Genomic DNA, 18,743 nt, shown 5'->3' on the forward strand with positions numbered 1-18,743 from the left:
GCCCCAAAGGGCAACTCAACCCTTTCGGCTAAATGGTCTTTCGTAGCGCCACCGGCTTTCGGCCCTTGCGGCGCCTGGACATCTGGTTGAGCAGTTCGACCAGGATAGAGAAGCCCATCGAGAAGTAGATGTATCCCTTGGGAATGTGGAATTGAAGACCTTCGGCAACCAAGGTCATGCCGACCAGGAACAGGAAGGACAGGGCCAGCATCTTCACGGTGGGGTGGCGGCTGACGAAGGCCGACAGAGGTTCGGCGGCCACCAGCATGACGATCACGGCCACGATCACGGCAGCCACCATGACCGCCAGTTCCTGCGCCATGCCGACGGCGGTAATCACGGAATCGAGCGAGAAGACGATGTCCAGAACGGCGATCTGGGCGACCACCATGCCAAAAGCCGCCTTGGCCTTGGCGGATTTGCCATCCCCGCCCTCGCCTTCGCCTTCCAGACTGTTGTGAATTTCATGAGTCGCCTTGACCAGCAGGAACATGCCGCCCGCGATCAGCACAAGGTCGCGCCAGGAAACGACATGGCCGAACAGTTCGAAGAGTGGTTGGGTCAGTTTGACGATGAAGGCCAGGGCCGACAGCAACAACAGGCGCGAGATTAGGGCCAAAGCCAGACCGATCTTGCGGGCTGCGGGCTGCTGTTCGGCAGGCAAGCGGCCCGACAGGATGGCGATGAAGACCAGATTGTCCACCCCCAACACGATTTCCAGCGCCACCAGGGTCGTAAAGCTGACCCACACCGCGGGATCGTACAGCAACTCGATCATTCAACTCTCCCCTTCCAAAAGCTCGTACAACTGTCTTGCTTCGCTTGGCGGGCCGCGCCTGCTGGCCAAGGCCAGAACGCGCACGGCCCGAATATCTCGCCCCCAGGGCAGGATCAGAACGTCGCCTAAGCGAAGCCCTTGCGACGCCCGGGCGCCCGGTTGGCCATTCAACGTCACCAGACCATCGTCGCACCAGGCCGCCGCCAAAGTCCGGCTTTTCGTGAAACGAGCCAAGAACAGCCACTTATCCAGCCGCTGGGTATCGTTCATCCGAACCGGCTTTTCAAGATGGCAAAGGGCGACGCATCGCTTTTATCCACGCTTTTCCGTCGTTGCGGCCTTCTGGACGGCAAAAAGCCACCGTCCTTGGCGCGATATCCCAGCGCCGAAACCGCGTCTTTCAGAATCTCTGGACGCAAGCCGGTCAGTTGGCACAGTTGGGGCGGCAGTTGAAAGGGTCCTTCCAAAGCCGACAGCCGATCCAACTGCCTAGCCAATTCCTCGGCCTTGTCGGCGCGCAGACAAACGCCGCCCAGCGGGACGAAGCCGATGGCCCTCCAAGCCCCTGGGTCTTGGGGATCGAAGAGACAGGAAATGGATGATGCCGGCGCCATCGCGGGCGCATTTCCCGTCCAGACCGACCACAGGATCGATCTGAGGCGGCGCGGCGCTGGTTTAAGCAGGGCAGGCAGGAAGATGTTCAGCCTGCCCAGGCGCACGCCCAGATGATCCAAGGATCGGCGAAGATCGAGCGTCAGTGCCTTGGCCAGGGTTTCGGCTTGTTTCGCTTCGATCATGCCCAAGCCCTCGACCAACTGATAGGCCAAGCCGCGCGCAGGCCCCTTTAGGTCCGCGCGGGCAAGGGCGAAAAGACCCGGCATGGCCTTTTCAAGCAAGCCGTCCACCCAGTCCTTGAAATGCGAAACCAGCCGCTGGCGCGTCTCCTTGTCCAGGCTGTCGCCGCCGATCAGAACGGGAAGCGGCGCCAGGACCGAGGAACCGCGCGCCAGCCCGGCCACCGCGGCGCCTTGCCACAGGATGCGCCCCGCATCGTCCAAGGACAGACCTGTTCCCTGCTCGCCGATCAGGGATTCTGCCCGGCTGGACAGTTCGTGGGACAGAATGTTCTCGGCCGCTTGGGCAAGGGTGCGCGCCGAACGGGCGTTGTCCGCGGCCTGCGGCGTGAAACTGAAGCCGGACAGATGTCCGACCGCATGCCCCTCGACCTGGACGGCGCCATCCTCGCCCAACTGGGCGGGAAGTCTTCCGCCTTCCTTCATCTTCCGGACCAACACCGAGGTGCGCCGATCGACAAAGCGTTGCATCAGGCGCTCGTGCAGGGCATCCGACAACTTGTCCTCGATGGCCCGCGTGCGTTCCTGCCAGGCCAGCGGGTCGCGGACCCAATCGGCGCGGTGAGCGACATAGGTCCAACTGCGGATGCCGGCGATCCTGGCCGACAGGTGATCGATCTCGCCGTCGATGCGGTCAAGACGCTTCACCTGCTGGTTCAGCCAATCTTCGTCGATATGGCCGTGGTGACTGGTCAGGTGCAGGAATATTTGGGTCAACAGGCGCGCATGCTCGTCGATGCTGAGTTTCCTGAAATCGGGAATCTGCGCCACGTCCCACAGCAAGCGCACGCGGTCGTGATGATCCGCCCTGGCCATCACCGCCTCGTCCTTTGACAGGGCCAGCAGGGCCAAGTGATCTTCGGCGTCGCGAGCGCGCATCAGGCCGGAAACCTTTGGGCTTCGCTCGAGATCGGCCAGCAATGTCGACACGGAAATGAAGCGCAAATCGCTGTTGCGCCACATCAGCGCCTTGATGGGGGGGAAGAAGTGCCCCTCGATGTTGGCGACGGTTTCTGGCGCCAGGTCAGGGCAATCGCCCGTGCTGCCGAAGGTTCCATCCTTCATGTGACGCCCGGCCCGGCCCGCGATCTGCGCCAATTCGCTGGCGGCCAGGGCGCGCGGACCGCGCCCGTCGAATTTGCGCAGGCCCGCAAAGGCGACATGATCGACATTCATGTTCAGCCCCATGCCGATGGCGTCGGTGGCGACTAGGTAATCGACCTCGCCCGCCTGATAAAGCCCCACCTGGGCATTGCGCGTGCGGGGCGACAGCGCCCCCAGCACCACGGCGGCCCCGCCCTTTTGGCGGCGGATCAGATCGGCCATGCCGTACACTTCCGAAGCCGAGAAGGCCACCACGGCCGAGCGGGGGGGCAGGCGCAGCAATTTTCTGGGACCCGCATGTTCCAGCTTCGAGAAACGGGGGCGGCTTTCGAACAAGGTGCGCGGCGCCAGACTTTGGATCAGCCCCTTCATGCTGGCGGCGCCCAGGAACATGGTCTCGCTTAGGCCCCTGGCCTTCAGCAGTCGGTCGGTGAAGACATGTCCGCGCTCGGGATCGGCAGCTAGTTGGATTTCATCGACCGCCAGGAACTCGACCTGACGGTCAAGCGGCATGCTTTCCACGGTGCAGATGAAGTAGCGGGCCTTGGGCGGCAAGATGCGTTCTTCGCCGGTGATCAGGGCCACGGCGTCCTTGCCCTTGACCGCCGCCACCCGCTCGTAATTCTCGCGTGCCAGCAGGCGCAGCGGAAAACCGATCATGCCCGAGGCATGGCCCATCATGCGCTCAAGCGCCAGATAGGTCTTTCCGGTATTGGTGGGGCCAAGAACGGCCACAATGCGCGACATGCCTTTGGTGTCCGTCCGGGAAATTCTGCCCGTCCCAAGGATCGTGACCCGGCCGACATGTTTCAATCCCCATTTTGCCGACAATTCCCGACCACGCAACTATGGTATTGACTCCTCCGTATTCCCGACTATGATAGTCGGAAATAAACCGCCTGTGAGAGGGTGCCATGGGAAAGATCATCGACTACCGCGTTGACGAGAATTGCAAAGTCGTCGTCCGCTTGGCCAATGGCCGCGAGCGCCAAGCCACCAACGAGGAATGGCTGGCCCTGTGGGCCGTGGACCCTGCGCTGACCGTCAAGCTGGCCGTTTGCCGGGTTTAGACTCTGCTTAAACGGAATCTTTACTCGGGAAAGCCACACTGGCCGAGTTCGCACCAATAACCTTGGCCAGATCCCTTGAGCAAAGACGCCGACGACAAGCCCCACGCCTTACCGCCGGTGGACAGCACCATCGCCGTGGCGTTGGACTACGACCCGCATACGTCCGACGAAGCCCCCCGGGTGATCGCCAAGGGCAAGGGATATGTCGCGCAGCGCATCTTGGAAATCGCCTTCGACAAGGGCATCAAGGTGCGAGAAGACGCCGATCTGGCCCAGATGCTGACCGCCGTCGATGTCGATAGCGAAATCCCCATCGAGGCGTATCTCGCGGTGGCGGAAATCCTGGCCTATGTCTACAAGGCCAACAATCAGTTGCCCCCCACGCCCCCAGGTGGCGCATGAGCGCAAACCCCCATCTTGAAGACAGCGCCGCCTGCCTGCTTGAGCGCGACGCCAGCCTAGCCGCCAGCTTGGTCGGGGCGGCGCGCCGTCTGCTGGCCGAAGGGCGGTTCCTGGACCTGGGCGCTTTGGAATCGCGCATCGCCTTTCTGTGCGAACGCATCGCCCTCATGCCCAAGGACGAGGCTTCGCGCTTTGGGGAATTCCTAAACAGCTTGAGCGGCGAATTGGACGCATTGACCCAGGACATTGAGGCCCGCAACACCCTGCTGGCGCTTGAGCGGACCGGCGGCGGCGGCGCCGCCGCCTATCGTCGCCTGGATTGAGGCAAGGATGGAAGCCGACGCCTATATCCGCTACCTTCTGGCCCTTCTTTTCGTCGTCGGGCTGATCATGGCCATCGGATATGCGGTTCGCCGTTTCGGCATGGGATTGAACGTCGCCCCGCGCGTCAAGGGCCAGAGCAAGCGCCTGTCCATCGTCGAGATGGCCCCCTTGGATGCCAAACGCAGGCTTGTCTTGATCAAGCGCGACCAAACGGAACATCTGATTCTTTTGGGCGTTGCTAACGAAACCGTGATCGAAACCGGCATATGCCCTTCCTTGGCGGAGACGAAACCATGAAACGCTGGTCCCTCGCCCTCGTCGCCCTTGGGCTGCTGGCCCTTGCGCCGGAATCAGCCTTCGCCCAGTCGGTGACGCTTGACATGGGCGATGGCTCCTCGACCACGGGCCGCATCCTGCAATTGATCATTCTGACCACGATCCTGACCGTGGCCCCGTCGATCATGATCATGGTGACCAGCTTCACCAGAATCGTCGTGGTGCTGTCCTTTTTGCGCACGGCGCTGGGCACGCAGAACACGCCGCCTCAGATGGTGATGGCCAGTCTGGCCGTTTTCCTGACGTTCTTCATCATGGCGCCCACCTTCCAGGAAAGCTATGACCAGGGCTTCGCGCCGCTCGTTTCGGGCAAAGTGTCGGAAATGGTCGCTTTGGAGCGCGCCGCCAAACCGTTCCACACATTCATGCTCAAGCACGCCCGGGACAAGGATATCGGCCTGTTCCTTGAAATATCGAAAACCCCGATGCCGGAAGCGCGCGAGAACACACCCTATCAGGTCTTGATCCCCGCCTTCATGATCAGCGAGCTTCGCCGCGCCTTCGAGATCGGCTTTTTGATTTTCGTGCCCTTCGTCATCATCGACATGGTGGTTTCCAGCGTGCTGATGTCGATGGGCATGATGATGCTGCCGCCCACCATGATCGCCATGCCGTTCAAGATCATCTTCTTCGTGCTGATCGACGGCTGGTATTTGCTGGCGGGCAGTCTCGTCAAAAGTTTCGGCGGTTAGGAAGAGACGCTCGCACCGTTGCCATCCAACTTCAGCATGCGCACCGCCTTGCCGTCGGGCGTGCAGGTCAGGCCAAGCCGCCCATGCTTAAGTTCAAGCGCCAACTGCCCAAAGACTTCGAAGCGCCAGCCATGCAGGGCTGGAACCTGGGCTGTGTCGTCGGCGGCGATGGCCTCCAGATCGGATTGGCTGGCCACCAGCTTTTGCGCCACGTCTTCCTTGTCACAGGCGGTTTTCAACAGTACGCGCAGCAATTCGACCAAAGGCCCGATGCCTTTGGGCGGCTCCGATTTGGGATCGAGGTGCGGGCATTCGGAATCGGGCAGAGCCTGGGCCGCCGCAACGGCCGCCAGCAGGGCTTGGCCCCATTTCCCCTCGGCTTGCGATCGGGACAGGCCGCGAACCTGGGCCAGTTCATCGATTGATTTGGGCGCGTGCGCCGCAATTTCGACCAGGGATTCGTCGCGGATCACGCGGCCCCTGGGCAGATCGCGCTCGCGGGCCTCGCGCTCGCGCCAAGCGGCAACCTCGCGCAGAATGGCCAGGAAGCGGGGATTGGTCGAACGCGGCTTCAAGCGCGGCCAAAACAGCTCGGGCGGCACGATGTAAGTGTCGGGATCGGCCAGTTGTCCCATTTCCTCGGCCACCCAAACCGTGCGCCCCGTCCGTTCCAGCCGGGCGGCCAGCTTTTCATAGGCGACGCGAAGATAAGTGACGTCGGAAAGCGCATAGGCCAGTTGACGCTCGGACAACGGGCGTCTGGCCCAATCGGTAAAGCGCAGGCTTTTGTCGATGCGGGCCTTGGCCAGTTTGGCGGCCAGCGTCTCGTAGCCAACGGACTCGCCAAAGCCGCAGACCATGGCCGCTACCTGGGTGTCGAACAGGGGCGTGGGCACGGCGCCGAACAGATGCAAAAAGATTTCCACGTCCTGCCTAGCGGCATGGAAGACTTTCAGCACATCGGGATTGACCAGCAGTTCGGCCAAGGAAGACAGATCGACTCCCTCGGCCAAGGGATCGATCACCGCCGCTTCGTCGGGACCCGCGATCTGCACCAAGCACAATTGCGGCCAAAAGGTCTTTTCGCGGATGAATTCGGTATCCACCGTCACAAAAGCCGCAGAAGCCAGACTGCTGCAAAAGCGCTGCAAATCCTGGGTTGTGGTAATCACTTGCATCAAAGCCAGCCACGCCTTTTGAAATAGAGGTAAGGCAGAAAGGCGCACACCACCATCAGCAGCAGCGCCCAGGGATAGCCCAGAACCCAATCCAGTTCCGGCATATGCTTGAAGTTCATGCCATACATGCTGGCGATCAGCGTGGGCGGCATCAAGACCACCGCCATCACCGAGAAGATCTTGATGATGGCGTTCTGCTCGATATTGATCATGCCCAGCGTGGCGTCCAGCAGAAAGGTCACCTTGCTGGAGGTGAAGGTCGCGTGCTCGGACAACGAGCCGATGTCGCGCGTGACCGACTTGACGCGAATCAGGGTATCGACCTCGTTCCATTCCTCGGTCGCCTGATTGAGGAAGGTCAGCATGCGGCTGATGCCCAACAAGCTGTCTCGGGCCTTGGACGCCAGATCGCCGCTGCGGCCCACGCGCAGCAGCGTGGCCTGCAAATCCCTGTCCTGGCGCAGCTTGGCGTGGCGGGCGGGAAGCGACGGGCGGAAAATCTCGCGCGACAGCAATTCCAGATCGCTGCCCACGCGCTCCAGCACGTCGGCCAACCGGTCGACCACGGTTTCGAGAAGCCCCACCAGCACGGCGTCGGCCGAGGGCGAAATGCCCTTCTGGCGAAGCGCTCGCTGCGGAAAGGTCAGGAAAGGCTGCGGGGTGGCGTGACGCACGGTCACCAAACAGGCACGGGCCAGAATGAAGGTAACGGCCGTGCTTTCGGGGTGCGGGCCGTCGGCATAGGTCAGGATTGGCGCGGTCAGATAATAGGTGTTGTCTTCCTTGTACAGACGGCTGGTGGCCTCGATTTCCTGCATCTCCTCGCGGGTCGGCACATCGATGGCCAACAGATTCTGGACGGCCATTTCCTCGTCGCGGGTGGGATCCAGCAGATCGATCCACAAGGGATGGCGGACCAGGGCCGCCGCATCGCCCCGTTCGAGCCGCTCGTTGGAAGGATAGTAAACTGCCATCATGATTGGAACGAACGCCCTATGCCCAAGAATTTCACCAATTCCCGCCCGATCCTAGACTCTTTCGACTCCCGGGTCCATCCTTCCGTTCGGCCAAAAGAAGGAGTAAAGTCGGGCGTCAGCGAACCCTTCGAGCAAGAGGCCTACGACCGATGCTCTGCCCAGCCCGTAATGCATTCCTGGGGCTGTTTCTGTTTTTCGCGCTCTGGTCGCCCTGTGCTTTCGCCCAGGCGGGGGTGCCCGTTCTGCGCATCTCGACCGAGAATTCAGAAGATCATGTTCAGTCCATCGCCGTGGCTGGCTTCATCGAGCAGTTGAAGCGAAGGGCTGGGGATTCGCTGGCCGTCGAATTCCATCCATCGGCCCGTCTGTTTCGCGACCGCGACGTGGTGCGCGCCCTCGAACAGGGGCGCATCGAGATGGCGGTTCCCGGCGTCTGGCAGTTGGACCGTTTCGTGCCTGACGCGGGATTGAGCTTCCTGCCGCTCGCTTACGGCCTGGACGAGGCGCGCATCGACAAGCTGCGCGACGGCAAGATCGGCGCCGACATCAACAGGCGTATCGAGGACAATCTGGGCGTCAAGGTTCTTGGCCGCTGGATCGATTTGGGGGCAGCGCATCTGTTCACGCTGCGAGCGCGCGTGCGCAAGATCGAGGACATTTCCGGCCTGACCATCCGCACGCCCGGCGGCGAAGCCAGCGCGCTTCGCCTGATCGCTCAGGGCGCCAAGCCGGTTGCCGTCCCCTGGCCGGATCTGCCGAACGCCTTGAAGGGCCGCTATCTCGATGGACTGGTGACCACGTCGGAAACGGCGGCCAGCGCCAAGCTGTGGGAACTGGGGGTACGCTATCTTTACGAAGACCGCGCCTATTTCGCCCAATATGTTCCCATGGTCTCGGGGCCATTCTGGAACCGTCTGCACCCCGACTTGAAATCGGCCATCCAGGATGCCTGGGAAGCGAATGTCGACATGGCGCGCCAAGCCGCAAGGCAGGCCCAGGCCCAAGCTCGCGCCGTATTGAGGGCCAATGGGGTGACGATCACCACGCCATCGCCCGAGGAATTGGACAAGTCCCGCAGGCTGCTGATGCAACAGCAGCCGACTATGGTCAAGACCCTGGGCATCGATCCCTTACTGGTTAAACAGGCAGAGCAGTTGCTGGAGGGGTCGCCATGACGCCCCTCGACCTTCGTCAGAAACGCCCAGCCTTAATCAATTTCCTTCTGATCGCCGCCGGTTCCGGCATCATGACGGCGGCCTTGATCGGGTTGTTGCTGAACGGCCTCTACCTGCAGAAAACAGCCATCTTCGACAGCGCCCGCCACAGCTCCGAGCTGAGGGCGCGCATGATGGGTGACCATGCCGCCAGAACCTTGGAGGCGGTGGACCTGATGCTGTTCAGCCTAGCCAGCGAGTTGGGCAAGGCGACCGCCAGCCCGCAGCCGGAACTGGCTCGTCAGAAATTGCACGAGCGGCTGCTGTTCCTGCCCCAGGCGGTGACCTTGTCGCTTTACGACGCCAAGGGCGAGCTGATCGCCGACGCCAAACGGCTGGACGCCAAGGAAAACGTATCCGATCAAACCTTCTTCCACCGCCACAGCCACGACGGAGCGCTGTTCTATCTGGAAGGCCCCCTGCCCAGACGCTTTGATTCGTCGGGCCGCGAATCCATCCGCCTGTCGCGCCTGATCGACAAAGGCAACGGGCAATTCCTGGGAGTCTTGCTGGCCGAGATCGACCCCGGTTTCTTTCGCGCCTTCTACCGCGAGGAAGACCCGCTGGGGCAGGACCATATCGCCTTGCTTGATACCCAGAACCGCATCCTGGCTTCCGAACAACCCAGCCTTATGCCGTCCGGCGCCGATTACTCGAAGCTGCCCCTGTTGAAGGGAATGGCGTTTCCCAAACAAGCGATGAGCGGGCTGCAAAGGCTCGAGAACGACGAGTTGCTGGCCGCCTTTTACCAAGTCAACGACTTCCCGTTGCGCCTTGCCATTCTGCTCGACAAGCCATCGTTGCTGTTCCAGTGGGAACAGACGGCCCAGAAAACGACCTTCGTCATTCTAGGTCTGATCCTGACCTATTTATGTTCGCTGGTTCTGATCGGCCTTTTGCTGCAACGGCGCCAAGCCGCCGAAATGGCCCTGCGCGTCAGCGAGGCGCATCTTCGGGCCATTCACGACACCACCGACATCGGGATCGTCCGCACCGACCCCAAACGGCGCATCCTGGCCGTCAATCCGGCCTTCGCAAAGATGCTGGGAGCGCTGCCCGAGGAATTGGTGGGCCGGGACATCATCGACTTTACCCATCCCGAGGACGCCATCGCCAGCAAGGCCAAATTCCAAGACCTTCAAGACGGTCGACTTCGCCGCTACAGCTTGGAAAAACGCTACCGCCGCCAAGATACCGGCGCCACGGTCTGGGCGCGCGTCAGCGTCGTCTCGGTTCAGCAAGACGACCAGCCCATCCTGACTTTCGCCATGGTCGAGGACATCACCGACGCCAGACGATCCAAGGACACGATCGAAGCGTTGCTCAGGCGCAGCCAGTTACTGCTAAGCGCGGTCGGCGAAGGCATTCTGGGGCTGGACGCCTCGGGCCGCGTGGCCTTCGTCAATCCGGCCGCCGAGAAACTGCTGGGCTACCGCGCCCAGGACATGATCGGCAAGAAAAGCCACAAGCTGGTGCATCACCATCACGCCGACGGATCGCCGCACGAGGAATCGACCTGCCCGATGCATGTCGTGCTTGCCGACGGCAAGCCGCAATTGGTCGGCAACGACGTTTTCTGGCGCAAGGACAGGACGATGATGCCGGTTGAATATGTCGCCACGCCGATGATCGCGGGTTCGGGCATCGAGGGCGCCGTCATCGCCTTTCGCGACATTTCGCGCCGACTGGAAGCCGACAACGAAATCAAGCGCTCGAACGCGGAACTCGAGCAATTCGCCTACGCCGTTTCGCACGATCTGCAAGAACCGCTGCGCATGGTGGCCAGCTATGTGCAGCTGTTGGGACGACGCTATCAGGGCAAGCTGGACAAGGACGCTGACGACTTCATCGGCTTTGCCGTCGATGGCGCCAAGCGCATGCAGCAGATGATCACCGACCTGCTCGAATATTCGCGCATCCAGCGCAAGGGCAGTCCCATGACCCTGGTCGACCTGAATCAACCCTTGCAATCGGCCCTGTTGAATCTCGATCTGTCTATTGGCGAGAACAAGGCGCAAGTCGCCGTGGACACACCCTTGCCAACGGTCAAGGCCGATGCCGCCCAGATGGCCCGCCTGTTCCAGAACCTGATCGGCAATGCGCTGAAGTACCGCGACAAGTCGCGTCCGCCCGAGATCCATGTCGCCGCCAAGCGTGAAGACATGTTCTGGATCGTCAGCGTCTCCGACAACGGCATCGGCATCGACCCCCAATATTTCGACCGCATCTTTCAAATTTTTCAGCGCCTGCACGGACGCGATGCCTATCCCGGCACCGGCATCGGTTTGGCCGTCTGCAGACGTATCGTTGAGCGCCACGGTGGGAAAATCTGGCTCGAGTCAGAACCTGGAAAAGGCTCGATCTTTTTCCTTTCGCTGCCGGTCGCTTGAGCGCCCGCCTTAGCTATTATTTTATTCTCATTTATTTTCAATTTTATTTAAATCCAGTTTAGAAGAGATCGACTATCTCTTTGGTTATATTGCGCAAACTCTATTCGGGGTATAGATTGAAACTTCGCTGTAACACGGCGCCCTGAAAACGACGCCTTGAAATAAGGCTCTCACGTCGATCCCGGCAAGCGAGAGCAAGAAGAGCAAGAAATGCGTTCGGAACAGTCAAAGACTGTTGGCAATGGAAAACGGCGGATGCCGTTGGCGATTTTTACCCTGATCTTGCTGGTGTGGACGTTGGTGGCCTGTCTGTCGGCCTACAGCAATCATGCCCAACTGAAACAGAACTTCCACGCCCTGGCCCGCGAGCGCGGCCAAAGCCTGTTCGACCTGATGGAAGTGACGCGGGAATGGAACGCCCGCCATGGCGGCATCTATGCGCCTGTCTCGTCCCAGAACCAGCCCAACCCGTTTCTGGACGTGCCCAAGCGCGATCTGAAGGCTGACGGCCTGGATCTGACCATGGTCAATCCGGCCTATATGACCCGCCAGATTTCGGAACTCGCCCAGTTGCGCGGCGGCATCGCCTTTCACATCACCAGCCGCAAGCCGATCCGCCCCGCCAATGCGCCCGACGAGTGGGAAAGCATGGCTCTGAAGGCTTTTGAAACCGATAGAACGCCTTTTCTGGAACAGGTGGGATCGGGAGAGAACGCCCAGTTCCGCTTCATGGCGCCCTTGATCGTCAAGGAGTCCTGCCTCAATTGCCATGCGGCGCAGGCCTACAAGTTGGGCGACGTGCGCGGCGGCATCAGCGTGACCATGCCGGCCGCATCCACCCTGGCCGCGATTGAAAAGGAAACCCTGCGCATGCTGGTTCAGCATGGCGCGGCCTATGTCGTCATTTCCGGCCTGATGGTTCTTTTATATTTGCGCGCCCAGGCGCATATCAGAACCCTGGACGAGACGGCGCGCATCCAAGAGGATCTGGTCAAGACGCGTACGCAAGAACTGCTTGAGGCGAATGCGGCGCTTGGGCGTTCGAATGCGGAGCTTGAGCAATTCGCCTATGCCGTCTCGCACGATTTGCAAGAGCCGCTGCGCATGGTGGCCAGCTATGTGCAATTGCTGGGGCGGCGCTATCAAAGCAAGCTGGACGAAGACGCCGACGCCTTTATCGGCTATGCCTCCGATGGCGCCAAGCGCATGCAGCAGATGATTACCGATCTGCTGGAATTTTCCAGGGTGCAGACCAAGAACGATCCATTCTTGCCGGTGGCGATGGACAAGGCGTTGGATCTGGCGCTGGGCAATCTCGATCTGGTCTTGAAGGAGACGCAATGCCGCATCGAGGCCGACCGCGCCAGCCTGCCGCTGGTTTACGGCGACAAAGGCCAGTTGAGCCGCCTGTTCCAGAACCTGATCGGCAACGCCGTCAAATACCGCGACCCGGCCAGAGCGCCGCATATCAGCATCAAGGCCGAACGCCAGGATGGCTTCTGGACCTTTTCCGTCCAGGACAACGGCATCGGCATCGAACCCCAGCATTTCGAACGCATCTTTCGCGTCTTTCAACGCCTGCATGGGCGGGGAACCTATGAAGGCAACGGCATCGGCCTGGCGATCTGCAAAAAGATCGTCGAGCGCCATGGCGGGCGCATCTGGGTGGAATCGAAACCCGGCCAGGGCACCTGCTTCTACTTCACCCTGCCCGGCTATAGCGGACAAATCGCCAAGGCAGGGGAGTGAGGATTGGTGGTGGGGGCGATGCGCTTGGAGCGGGTGAAGGGAATCGAACCCTCGTCGTAAGCTTGGGAAGCTTCTGCTCTACCATTGAGCTACACCCGCAGGATGGCCCGGGAGAATAGGGGGTTCGGTCCTTTTGGGCAAGGGGGCAGGCCGGGCAATTTCCCGGTCGTTATGGCCTGGCTTCCTGGGCGGTTTGTGCCCCTCACCCCCCCGATTTCCCGCCCCAAGCGGTTGACAGGCGGCTTTCAGGGGCTATCTTGGCCCCCAGTTCGCCAACCATAGAAAAAACAAGGACCCGCCATGGATACCGCCCGGCTTGCCGCCGACATCGAAAGCGCTTGGGAAGCGCGCGACACCCTCACCATCGCCACCACCGGCCCGATGCGCGATTGCGTCAACGCAGCGCTTGAGGGCCTTGATGCGGGGCTGCTGCGGGTGGCGGAAAAGAAGGACGGGACCTGGATCGTCCATCAATGGGTGAAGAAGGCGGTTTTGCTGTCCTTTCGCCTGAACGACATCGAGCCGATCCCGGGCGCTCCGGGTGGCGCCACTTGGTACGACAAGGTGCCCAGCAAGTTCGAAGGCTGGGACAAGGCTCGTTTCAAGCAGGCCGGTTTCAGGGCGGTGCCCGGCTCGATCGTGCGCCGTTCGGCCTATATCGCGCCCGGCGTGGTCTTGATGCCCAGCTTCGTCAATCTGGGGGCCAGGGTCGACGCCAACACCATGGTCGATACCTGGGCCACCGTGGGGTCTTGCGCCCAGATCGGCAAGAACGTGCATCTATCGGGCGGGGCGGGGATCGGCGGCGTGCTGGAACCTTTGCAGGCCGGCCCGGTGATCATCGAGGATAATTGCTTCATCGGCGCCAGGGCCGAAGTGGCCGAGGGCGTGATCGTGGAAGAAGGGGCGGTGCTCAGCATGGGCGTCTATCTGGGCGCTTCCACCCGCATCATCGACCGCGCCACCGGCGAAGTGTTCATGGGCCGGGTCCCCGCCTATTCGGTGGTGGTGCCGGGCGCCCTTCCCGGCAAAACCCTGCCCGATGGCGCACCCGGACCCAGCCTGTATTGCGCCGTCATCGTCAAGCGCGTCGATGAAAGAACCCGCTCCAAAGTGTCCATCAACGAGTTGTTGCGCGATTGACCGACCTTTCAGCCCCCCTGGGCCTGGCCCGCGATCTGATCCAAAGGCGCAGCATCACGCCCCAGGACGATGGCTGCCTGGAAGTGCTGAAACGGGCGCTGACCGAGCTGGGCTTTACCTGCCACGATCTGCCCTTCGGCGAGGTGCGCAATCTGTACGCCCGGCGCGGAAGCGCCAGCCCGCATTTCTGCTTTGCGGGCCATACCGATGTGGTGCCGCCGGGCCAGGGCTGGAGCGTCGATCCCTTTGAAGCCCAACTGGTGGATGGGGTTCTGTTTGGGCGCGGCGCGGTGGATATGAAGAGCGCCATCGCCTGTTTCGTGGCCGCCGTGGCGCGCCTGGGAGATGGGCATCCCGGCTCGATCAGCCTGCTGATCACCGGCGACGAGGAGGGGGTCGCCACCCACGGCACGGTCAAGGTGCTGGACTGGATGAATGCAAAGGGCGAAACGCCGGATTGCTGCTTGGTCGGCGAACCCACCAATCCCAAAAGCATCGGCGACGCCGTAAAGGTGGGACGGCGCGGCAGCCTGAATGGCCGTTTGACCGTGAACGGCATTCAAGGTCACGCCGCCTATCCGCATCTGGCCGACAATCCCCTGCCCCGGTTGCTGCGGATTTTGACGGCCCTGACCGCCAACCCGCTGGATCAGGGATCGGCGCAATTCGAACCCTCAACCTTCACGCTGACCACCATCGACACCGGCAACGCGGCCACCAACGTCATTCCCGCGCAGGCCAAGGCGGGCTTCAACATCCGCTTCAACGATCTGCACAGTTCCGCCTCGCTTGACGCTTGGCTGCGCAAAACCATCGCCGAGGCTGGCGGCGACGCGGATTGGAAGCTGGACATCGAAGTATCGGGCGAATCATTCCTCACCCCTCAGGGGCCGTTCGTCGATGCGGTGTGCGACGCCATCAAGGACGTCACCGGCAAAAATCCCGAGCGCTCGACATCGGGCGGCACGTCGGACGCCAGATTCATCACCCGTCATTGCCCGGTGATCGAGTTCGGCCTGGGCGGAGCCACCATGCATAAATCCGACGAGCGCGTGCCGCTTGACGATTTGGAAAGCCTGACCCTGATTTATCGACGCGTGCTGGAACGGGTGTTGGCATCATGAACCCCCAAACCAAGGCGGAATTCGGACGCGGCCTGCTGGCCGCTTGGCTGACCGCCAAGGGCGACCCCAAGGGCGCTCTGCTGGTTTCGGGCAGCTTCGCAGAATGCAAACGCTCGTTCTTCGCGGCCCTGGTCGCCCTGCCCGGCATGCTGGCCCTGATCTCCTTCAAGCTGGACGCCTTGGAGAACATGGACGGGCTGCGCTATCTGGTGGTGGAACTGATCTCATACGTCATGGGCTGGTCGGCCTTCCCGCTGGTGGCCTTTGGCGTATCGCGCCAGATCGGGCGCCTCCATCTTTGGGCGCGCTACATCACGGTGTACAACTGGGCCAGCGTCATCATCCTGGCCGTCACCATCCCCGTCACCTTGCTGATCAATTCGCCCTCGTTTGCCAATGCGTTGGGGGGAACGCTGAGCCTGATGACCTTGGTCATGATCATCGGCTATGAATGGCGGCTGGCCCGTCTGGTCTTGCAGGCCAGCCCCTGGCAGACGGGTTTCCTGATCGCGCTGGACCTGCTGCTGTCCTTCGCCATCGAAAGCATGAGCCACACGCTGGCCCTGGGCAACGCCCTCTAACCTTCCGCCTTGGCGTGGATATAGACCTTGCTGGGCGGCTCTTTCAGAAAGATCAGAATCGGCCAGCATTTCTTGGCCGCCCCGACAGCCCCCAGCCCGACATGCGAGACGAAGTAATCCTGCCCCAGCTTTCCGACCAGAACGTCGTTCTTTTCGGGATTGAAGGTGACGGCGCGCATGAAATAGGGCTGCCCGGCGTCGCGGGCGTCGATTTTGGCCGACTGCGCTTCCTCGTCGGTCAGCCGGTAATAAGAGGCCAGGGCCAGCCGCTCCCAGGCCAGCTTCTGCAACTTGCCGCGCAGAACCGTATAGTCGGAACGCGGCACTGTCTGCACGGCGCCATCGATCAAGCGGTCTGGCAGATGAATCCAGCCTTCTGCGGCGCAGGCATCCACCGCGACGACGTCTTCCTTGGCCCTGGTGAAGTACCAGACGGCCCCTGCGGCCAGAACGGCCAAAGCCGCCAGAACAGCGATTTTCCTGGAAAGTTTCACGGCGTCACCCTGCGCTGAATTCATAGGACTCTGGCATAGCGCCAAAGCGCCCCCGCATCAAGCGTTGCTCAGGCTGCCATGCGCCGTGTTGCCGATCATGGCCAGGAATTCGCGCCTTGTGGACTGGTCGTCGCGGAAGGCGCCCAGCATGCGGCTGGTCACCATGGTCACGCCCGGCTTGCGCACGCCCCTGGTGGTCATGCACTGATGCGCCGCCTCGATCACCACCGCCACGCCCTTGGGGTGCAGCACGTCATTGATGCAGTTGGCGATCTGGCTGGTCAGCTTTTCTTGGATCTGCAAGCGCCTTGAATAGATTTCGACCACGCGGGCCAGCTTGGAAATGCCCACCACGCGCTTGTTGGGCAAATAGGCGACATGCGCCTTGCCCAGGATGGGCACCATGTGATGTTCACAATTGGATTCCAGGCGGATGTCGCGCAACACCACCATTTCGTCATAGCCGTCGGTTTCCTCGAAAGTGCGGCTGAGGATGTCCACCGGGTCGGCCTCGTAGCCGGAATAAAATTCCTCGTAGGCGCGCACCACGCGGTCGGGCGTGCCCTTCAACCCCTCGCGGTCGGGATCGTCGCCCGTCCAACGGATCAGGGTGCGTACCGCCGCCTCGGCTTCCTCGCGCGATGGCTTGATCAAGGTGGCGGATTCGTTTTTGCGCTTCAGCGAGGTTTCGGCGGTCAAGGCTGGTCTCCTGTTTCTCGTCGCCAGTCAGCCTGAGGTGGGATCTTCCCTAAGCAACAACAACCCCTCGCCAGGATTAAACCCTAATTCAGCAAGGAATGCTGATGGGGGCTGTCGAGCGAAAAGGCCGGAATGTTCACGTCGAACACTTCGCCCCGCTCGGTTTCCATCTTGTAGGTGCCGACCATGATGCCGGAAGCGGTGGGTAAAGGCGTTCCCGACGTATATTCGAAACTCTCGCCCGGCTGCAAAACCGGCGTCTCTCCGACCACGCCCGGCCCCTCGACTTCCTGCTGGCGGCCCATGGCGTCGGTAATGCGCCAGTGGCGGCGCAGCAACTGAACGGTTTCCGCCCCCCCGTTCTCGATCTTGACCCGGTAAGCCCAGACGAAATGGTTCTCCTCGGGGTTGGACTGATCCTCGAGATAGATGGGTTCGACCGAAACGGTGATGGCGCGTGTGATCTTGCTGTACATACCTCTATATTAGGAAGCCGTTTTGCCCGCGTCCAGGGGGGCAAAGAGGGTGAAAACGCCCCTGAAAGGCTTGACAAGCCAAAGAAGGCGGGTATTGTGCCGCCTCTTCCTGGGAATGCGGACTGGGCAAAGCCCTGATTCCCGTCTTGCGACGCAAGCCAATGGCTTCGGGTGCAGGAACTACCGGGACATTTGAAACTTTAAACGGGGATAAACCCTATGACGAAGCGTGCAACATCTAAATACAAGCTCAATCGCCGCCTTGGCCTCAATCTGTGGGGCCGCGCCAAAAGCCCGGTCAACAAGCGCGACTACGGTCCCGGCCAGCACGGCCAGCGCCGCAAGAAGCCGTCCGACTTCGGCACCCAGCTGTTGGCCAAGCAAAAGCTGCGCGGCTATTATGGCAATATCGGCGAGCGCCAGTTCCGCAAGCTGTATCAGGAAGCCTCGCGTCGCAAGGGCGACACTTCCGAAAACCTCATTGAATTGCTCGAGCGCCGCCTGGACGCCGTGGTCTATCGCCTGAAGCTGGCCCCCACGGTCTTCGCCGCTCGTCAGTTGGTCAATCATGGCCATATCGCCGTCAACGGCAAGCGCGTCACCATTTCCTCGTATCGCGTGGGCGACGGCGACGAAATCTCGGCTCGCAAGAAGGCCAAGGAAATGGCGCTGATCATGGGCTCGCTGGACAGCAACGAGCGCGACGTGCCCGACTATCTGGAAATGGACAACAGGGAAATGAAGGGCAAGTTCATCCGCGCCCCCAAGCTCTCCGACGTGCCTTATCCGGTGCAGATGGAACCCAATCTGGTCATCGAATATTATTCGCGCTGATCCGGTTTAGGTTTTTTGGAATGCCAAGGCCCGGCCAAAAGCCGGGCCTTGTTGTTTTTTGGAAAGCCGTAAATGCAAACGAAAAGGGCGGCCCGTTGGGACCGCCCTTCTGTTTAGTTGACCAAGGCAACGAAGCCAAGAACGAGCCATTTGACAAGTTCGGCAACGTCTACCCTGACACTCACGTCGACCTTCATGGCCGAAGCCTTTCAGATCGCGACGCGCCGCGAACCTAAGAGGGGTTCGTGGAAAAGATCTCCTGTTCAACGAAACAAGCCTCGTTGAGGGCAATGGCCACCGCTTCGAACATCTAGAACATCCTCG

The 18,743-nt window shown here is 61.2% G+C and carries 20 protein-coding genes and 1 tRNA gene; 12 read left to right on the forward strand and 9 right to left on the reverse strand.

Features of this window, described 5'->3' with window-relative positions:
* Positions 1 to 28: 28 nt before the first annotated feature.
* Genes HQL44_13145 through HQL44_13155 form a run of 3 tightly spaced genes read right to left on the reverse strand, consistent with a single transcriptional unit; the run spans position 29 to position 3,483 of the window.
* Positions 29 to 778, reverse strand: coding sequence for a TerC family protein (locus tag HQL44_13145; protein MBF0269526.1), 750 nt, complete (start codon positions 776 to 778; stop codon positions 29 to 31).
* Positions 779 to 1,048 (reverse strand): RNA-binding S4 domain-containing protein, encoded by a 270-nt coding sequence (locus HQL44_13150; protein MBF0269527.1) that lies wholly within the window; start codon positions 1,046 to 1,048, stop codon positions 779 to 781.
* Positions 1,045 to 3,483 (reverse strand): disulfide oxidoreductase, encoded by a 2,439-nt coding sequence (locus tag HQL44_13155; GenBank protein MBF0269528.1) that lies wholly within the window; start codon positions 3,481 to 3,483, stop codon positions 1,045 to 1,047. The genes HQL44_13150 and HQL44_13155 overlap by 4 nt, the downstream gene beginning before the upstream one ends.
* Positions 3,484 to 3,650: 167 nt before the next feature.
* Between HQL44_13155 and HQL44_13160 the strand changes: the two genes are divergently transcribed.
* From HQL44_13160 to fliP, 5 genes are all read left to right on the forward strand, one after another.
* Positions 3,651 to 3,806 carry a hypothetical protein gene (locus tag HQL44_13160; protein ID MBF0269529.1) on the forward strand — a complete coding sequence of 52 codons (156 nt, stop codon included), beginning with the start codon at positions 3,651 to 3,653 and terminating at the stop codon, positions 3,804 to 3,806.
* 129 nt (positions 3,807 to 3,935) lie between these two features.
* On the forward strand, positions 3,936 to 4,208 hold the full coding sequence (locus HQL44_13165; GenBank protein MBF0269530.1) for an EscU/YscU/HrcU family type III secretion system export apparatus switch protein: 273 nt from the start codon (positions 3,936 to 3,938) through the stop codon (positions 4,206 to 4,208).
* Positions 4,205 to 4,531, forward strand: a complete 327-nt coding sequence (locus HQL44_13170; GenBank protein MBF0269531.1) for a hypothetical protein — start codon at positions 4,205 to 4,207, stop codon at positions 4,529 to 4,531. Before HQL44_13165 ends, HQL44_13170 begins: the two co-directional genes overlap by 4 nt.
* Positions 4,482 to 4,829 carry a flagellar biosynthetic protein FliO gene (locus HQL44_13175; GenBank protein ID MBF0269532.1) on the forward strand — a complete coding sequence of 116 codons (348 nt, stop codon included), beginning with the start codon at positions 4,482 to 4,484 and terminating at the stop codon, positions 4,827 to 4,829. Before HQL44_13170 ends, HQL44_13175 begins: the two co-directional genes overlap by 50 nt.
* Positions 4,826 to 5,560, forward strand: coding sequence for a flagellar type III secretion system pore protein FliP (gene fliP / locus HQL44_13180; protein MBF0269533.1), 735 nt, complete (start codon positions 4,826 to 4,828; stop codon positions 5,558 to 5,560). The genes HQL44_13175 and fliP overlap by 4 nt, the downstream gene beginning before the upstream one ends.
* Here the strand turns inward: fliP and rnd are convergent.
* Both rnd and HQL44_13190 read right to left on the reverse strand, forming a co-directional pair.
* Positions 5,557 to 6,738: a ribonuclease D gene (gene rnd, locus HQL44_13185; protein ID MBF0269534.1), complete on the reverse strand. Its 1,182-nt coding sequence runs from the start codon at positions 6,736 to 6,738 to the stop codon at positions 5,557 to 5,559. The genes fliP and rnd overlap by 4 nt on opposite strands.
* Entirely contained in the window at positions 6,738 to 7,715 is a 978-nt protein-coding gene (locus HQL44_13190) for a magnesium transporter CorA family protein (GenBank protein MBF0269535.1), read from the reverse strand. The genes rnd and HQL44_13190 overlap by 1 nt, the downstream gene beginning before the upstream one ends.
* 149 nt (positions 7,716 to 7,864) lie before the next feature.
* Here HQL44_13190 and dctP point away from each other — a divergent pair, with 149 nt between their 5' ends.
* The 3 genes from dctP to HQL44_13205 all read left to right on the forward strand — a co-directional run bounded on the left by dctP (position 7,865) and on the right by HQL44_13205 (position 13,068).
* Positions 7,865 to 8,890: a TRAP transporter substrate-binding protein DctP gene (dctP, locus tag HQL44_13195; protein ID MBF0269536.1), complete on the forward strand. Its 1,026-nt coding sequence runs from the start codon at positions 7,865 to 7,867 to the stop codon at positions 8,888 to 8,890.
* Complete coding sequence (locus HQL44_13200; GenBank protein ID MBF0269537.1) at positions 8,887 to 11,319, forward strand: PAS domain S-box protein; 2,433 nt, start codon at positions 8,887 to 8,889, stop codon at positions 11,317 to 11,319. Before dctP ends, HQL44_13200 begins: the two co-directional genes overlap by 4 nt.
* Before the next feature lie 729 nt (positions 11,320 to 12,048).
* Positions 12,049 to 13,068, forward strand: a complete 1,020-nt coding sequence (locus tag HQL44_13205; GenBank protein MBF0269538.1) for a GHKL domain-containing protein — start codon at positions 12,049 to 12,051, stop codon at positions 13,066 to 13,068.
* 25 nt (positions 13,069 to 13,093) lie between these two features.
* Here the strand turns inward: HQL44_13205 and HQL44_13210 are convergent.
* Positions 13,094 to 13,167: transfer RNA gene (locus HQL44_13210), tRNA-Gly, on the reverse strand.
* Positions 13,168 to 13,368: 201 nt separating this feature from the next.
* On the opposite strand from HQL44_13210, the gene dapD reads away from it, so the two are divergent.
* From dapD to HQL44_13225, 3 genes are read left to right on the forward strand one after another with little or no spacing between them, the layout of a single operon-like run.
* Entirely contained in the window at positions 13,369 to 14,211 is an 843-nt protein-coding gene (gene dapD / locus HQL44_13215) for a 2,3,4,5-tetrahydropyridine-2,6-dicarboxylate N-succinyltransferase (GenBank protein ID MBF0269539.1), read from the forward strand.
* The gene (gene dapE, locus HQL44_13220) at positions 14,208 to 15,335 is read left to right on the forward strand and encodes a succinyl-diaminopimelate desuccinylase (GenBank protein MBF0269540.1); all 1,128 of its coding nucleotides are present in this window, start codon (positions 14,208 to 14,210) and stop codon (positions 15,333 to 15,335) included. The genes dapD and dapE overlap by 4 nt, the downstream gene beginning before the upstream one ends.
* Positions 15,332 to 15,916, forward strand: coding sequence for a hypothetical protein (locus HQL44_13225; GenBank protein ID MBF0269541.1), 585 nt, complete (start codon positions 15,332 to 15,334; stop codon positions 15,914 to 15,916). Before dapE ends, HQL44_13225 begins: the two co-directional genes overlap by 4 nt.
* Here the strand turns inward: HQL44_13225 and HQL44_13230 are convergent.
* Genes HQL44_13230 through apaG form a run of 3 tightly spaced genes read right to left on the reverse strand, consistent with a single transcriptional unit; the run spans position 15,913 to position 17,585 of the window.
* On the reverse strand, positions 15,913 to 16,410 hold the full coding sequence (locus tag HQL44_13230) for a hypothetical protein (GenBank protein ID MBF0269542.1): 498 nt from the start codon (positions 16,408 to 16,410) through the stop codon (positions 15,913 to 15,915). The two genes, HQL44_13225 and HQL44_13230, sit on opposite strands and share 4 nt — an antisense overlap.
* Before the next feature lie 57 nt (positions 16,411 to 16,467).
* A complete protein-coding gene (gene folE, locus HQL44_13235) occupies positions 16,468 to 17,136 on the reverse strand; it encodes a GTP cyclohydrolase I FolE (protein MBF0269543.1) in 669 nt (222 codons plus the stop codon).
* Positions 17,137 to 17,192: 56 nt separating this feature from the next.
* The gene (gene apaG / locus HQL44_13240; GenBank protein ID MBF0269544.1) at positions 17,193 to 17,585 is read right to left on the reverse strand and encodes a Co2+/Mg2+ efflux protein ApaG; all 393 of its coding nucleotides are present in this window, start codon (positions 17,583 to 17,585) and stop codon (positions 17,193 to 17,195) included.
* Between the two features lie 219 nt (positions 17,586 to 17,804).
* Between apaG and rpsD the strand changes: the two genes are divergently transcribed.
* A complete protein-coding gene (rpsD, locus tag HQL44_13245; protein ID MBF0269545.1) occupies positions 17,805 to 18,419 on the forward strand; it encodes a 30S ribosomal protein S4 in 615 nt (204 codons plus the stop codon).
* Positions 18,420 to 18,743: the final 324 nt, after the last annotated feature.

It is taken from the genome of Alphaproteobacteria bacterium (assembly GCA_015231795.1).
Classification (GTDB): domain Bacteria; phylum Pseudomonadota; class Alphaproteobacteria; order Rhodospirillales; family WMHbin7; genus WMHbin7.

Coding starts and splice junctions, on each gene's coding strand:
- HQL44_13145 (MBF0269526.1), bottom strand. CDS start 778: ATGATCGAGTTGCTGTACGATCCCGCGGTGTGGGTCAGCTTTACGACC.
- HQL44_13150 (MBF0269527.1), bottom strand. CDS start 1,048: ATGAACGATACCCAGCGGCTGGATAAGTGGCTGTTCTTGGCTCGTTTC.
- HQL44_13155 (MBF0269528.1), bottom strand. CDS start 3,483: ATGTCGCGCATTGTGGCCGTTCTTGGCCCCACCAATACCGGAAAGACC.
- HQL44_13160 (MBF0269529.1), top strand. CDS start 3,651: ATGGGAAAGATCATCGACTACCGCGTTGACGAGAATTGCAAAGTCGTC.
- HQL44_13170 (MBF0269531.1), top strand. CDS start 4,205: ATGAGCGCAAACCCCCATCTTGAAGACAGCGCCGCCTGCCTGCTTGAG.
- fliP (MBF0269533.1), top strand. CDS start 4,826: ATGAAACGCTGGTCCCTCGCCCTCGTCGCCCTTGGGCTGCTGGCCCTT.
- rnd (MBF0269534.1), bottom strand. CDS start 6,738: ATGCAAGTGATTACCACAACCCAGGATTTGCAGCGCTTTTGCAGCAGT.
- HQL44_13190 (MBF0269535.1), bottom strand. CDS start 7,715: ATGATGGCAGTTTACTATCCTTCCAACGAGCGGCTCGAACGGGGCGAT.
- dctP (MBF0269536.1), top strand. CDS start 7,865: ATGCTCTGCCCAGCCCGTAATGCATTCCTGGGGCTGTTTCTGTTTTTC.
- HQL44_13200 (MBF0269537.1), top strand. CDS start 8,887: ATGACGCCCCTCGACCTTCGTCAGAAACGCCCAGCCTTAATCAATTTC.
- HQL44_13205 (MBF0269538.1), top strand. CDS start 12,049: ATGGCGCCCTTGATCGTCAAGGAGTCCTGCCTCAATTGCCATGCGGCG.
- dapD (MBF0269539.1), top strand. CDS start 13,369: ATGGATACCGCCCGGCTTGCCGCCGACATCGAAAGCGCTTGGGAAGCG.
- HQL44_13225 (MBF0269541.1), top strand. CDS start 15,332: ATGAACCCCCAAACCAAGGCGGAATTCGGACGCGGCCTGCTGGCCGCT.
- apaG (MBF0269544.1), bottom strand. CDS start 17,585: ATGTACAGCAAGATCACACGCGCCATCACCGTTTCGGTCGAACCCATC.
- rpsD (MBF0269545.1), top strand. CDS start 17,805: ATGACGAAGCGTGCAACATCTAAATACAAGCTCAATCGCCGCCTTGGC.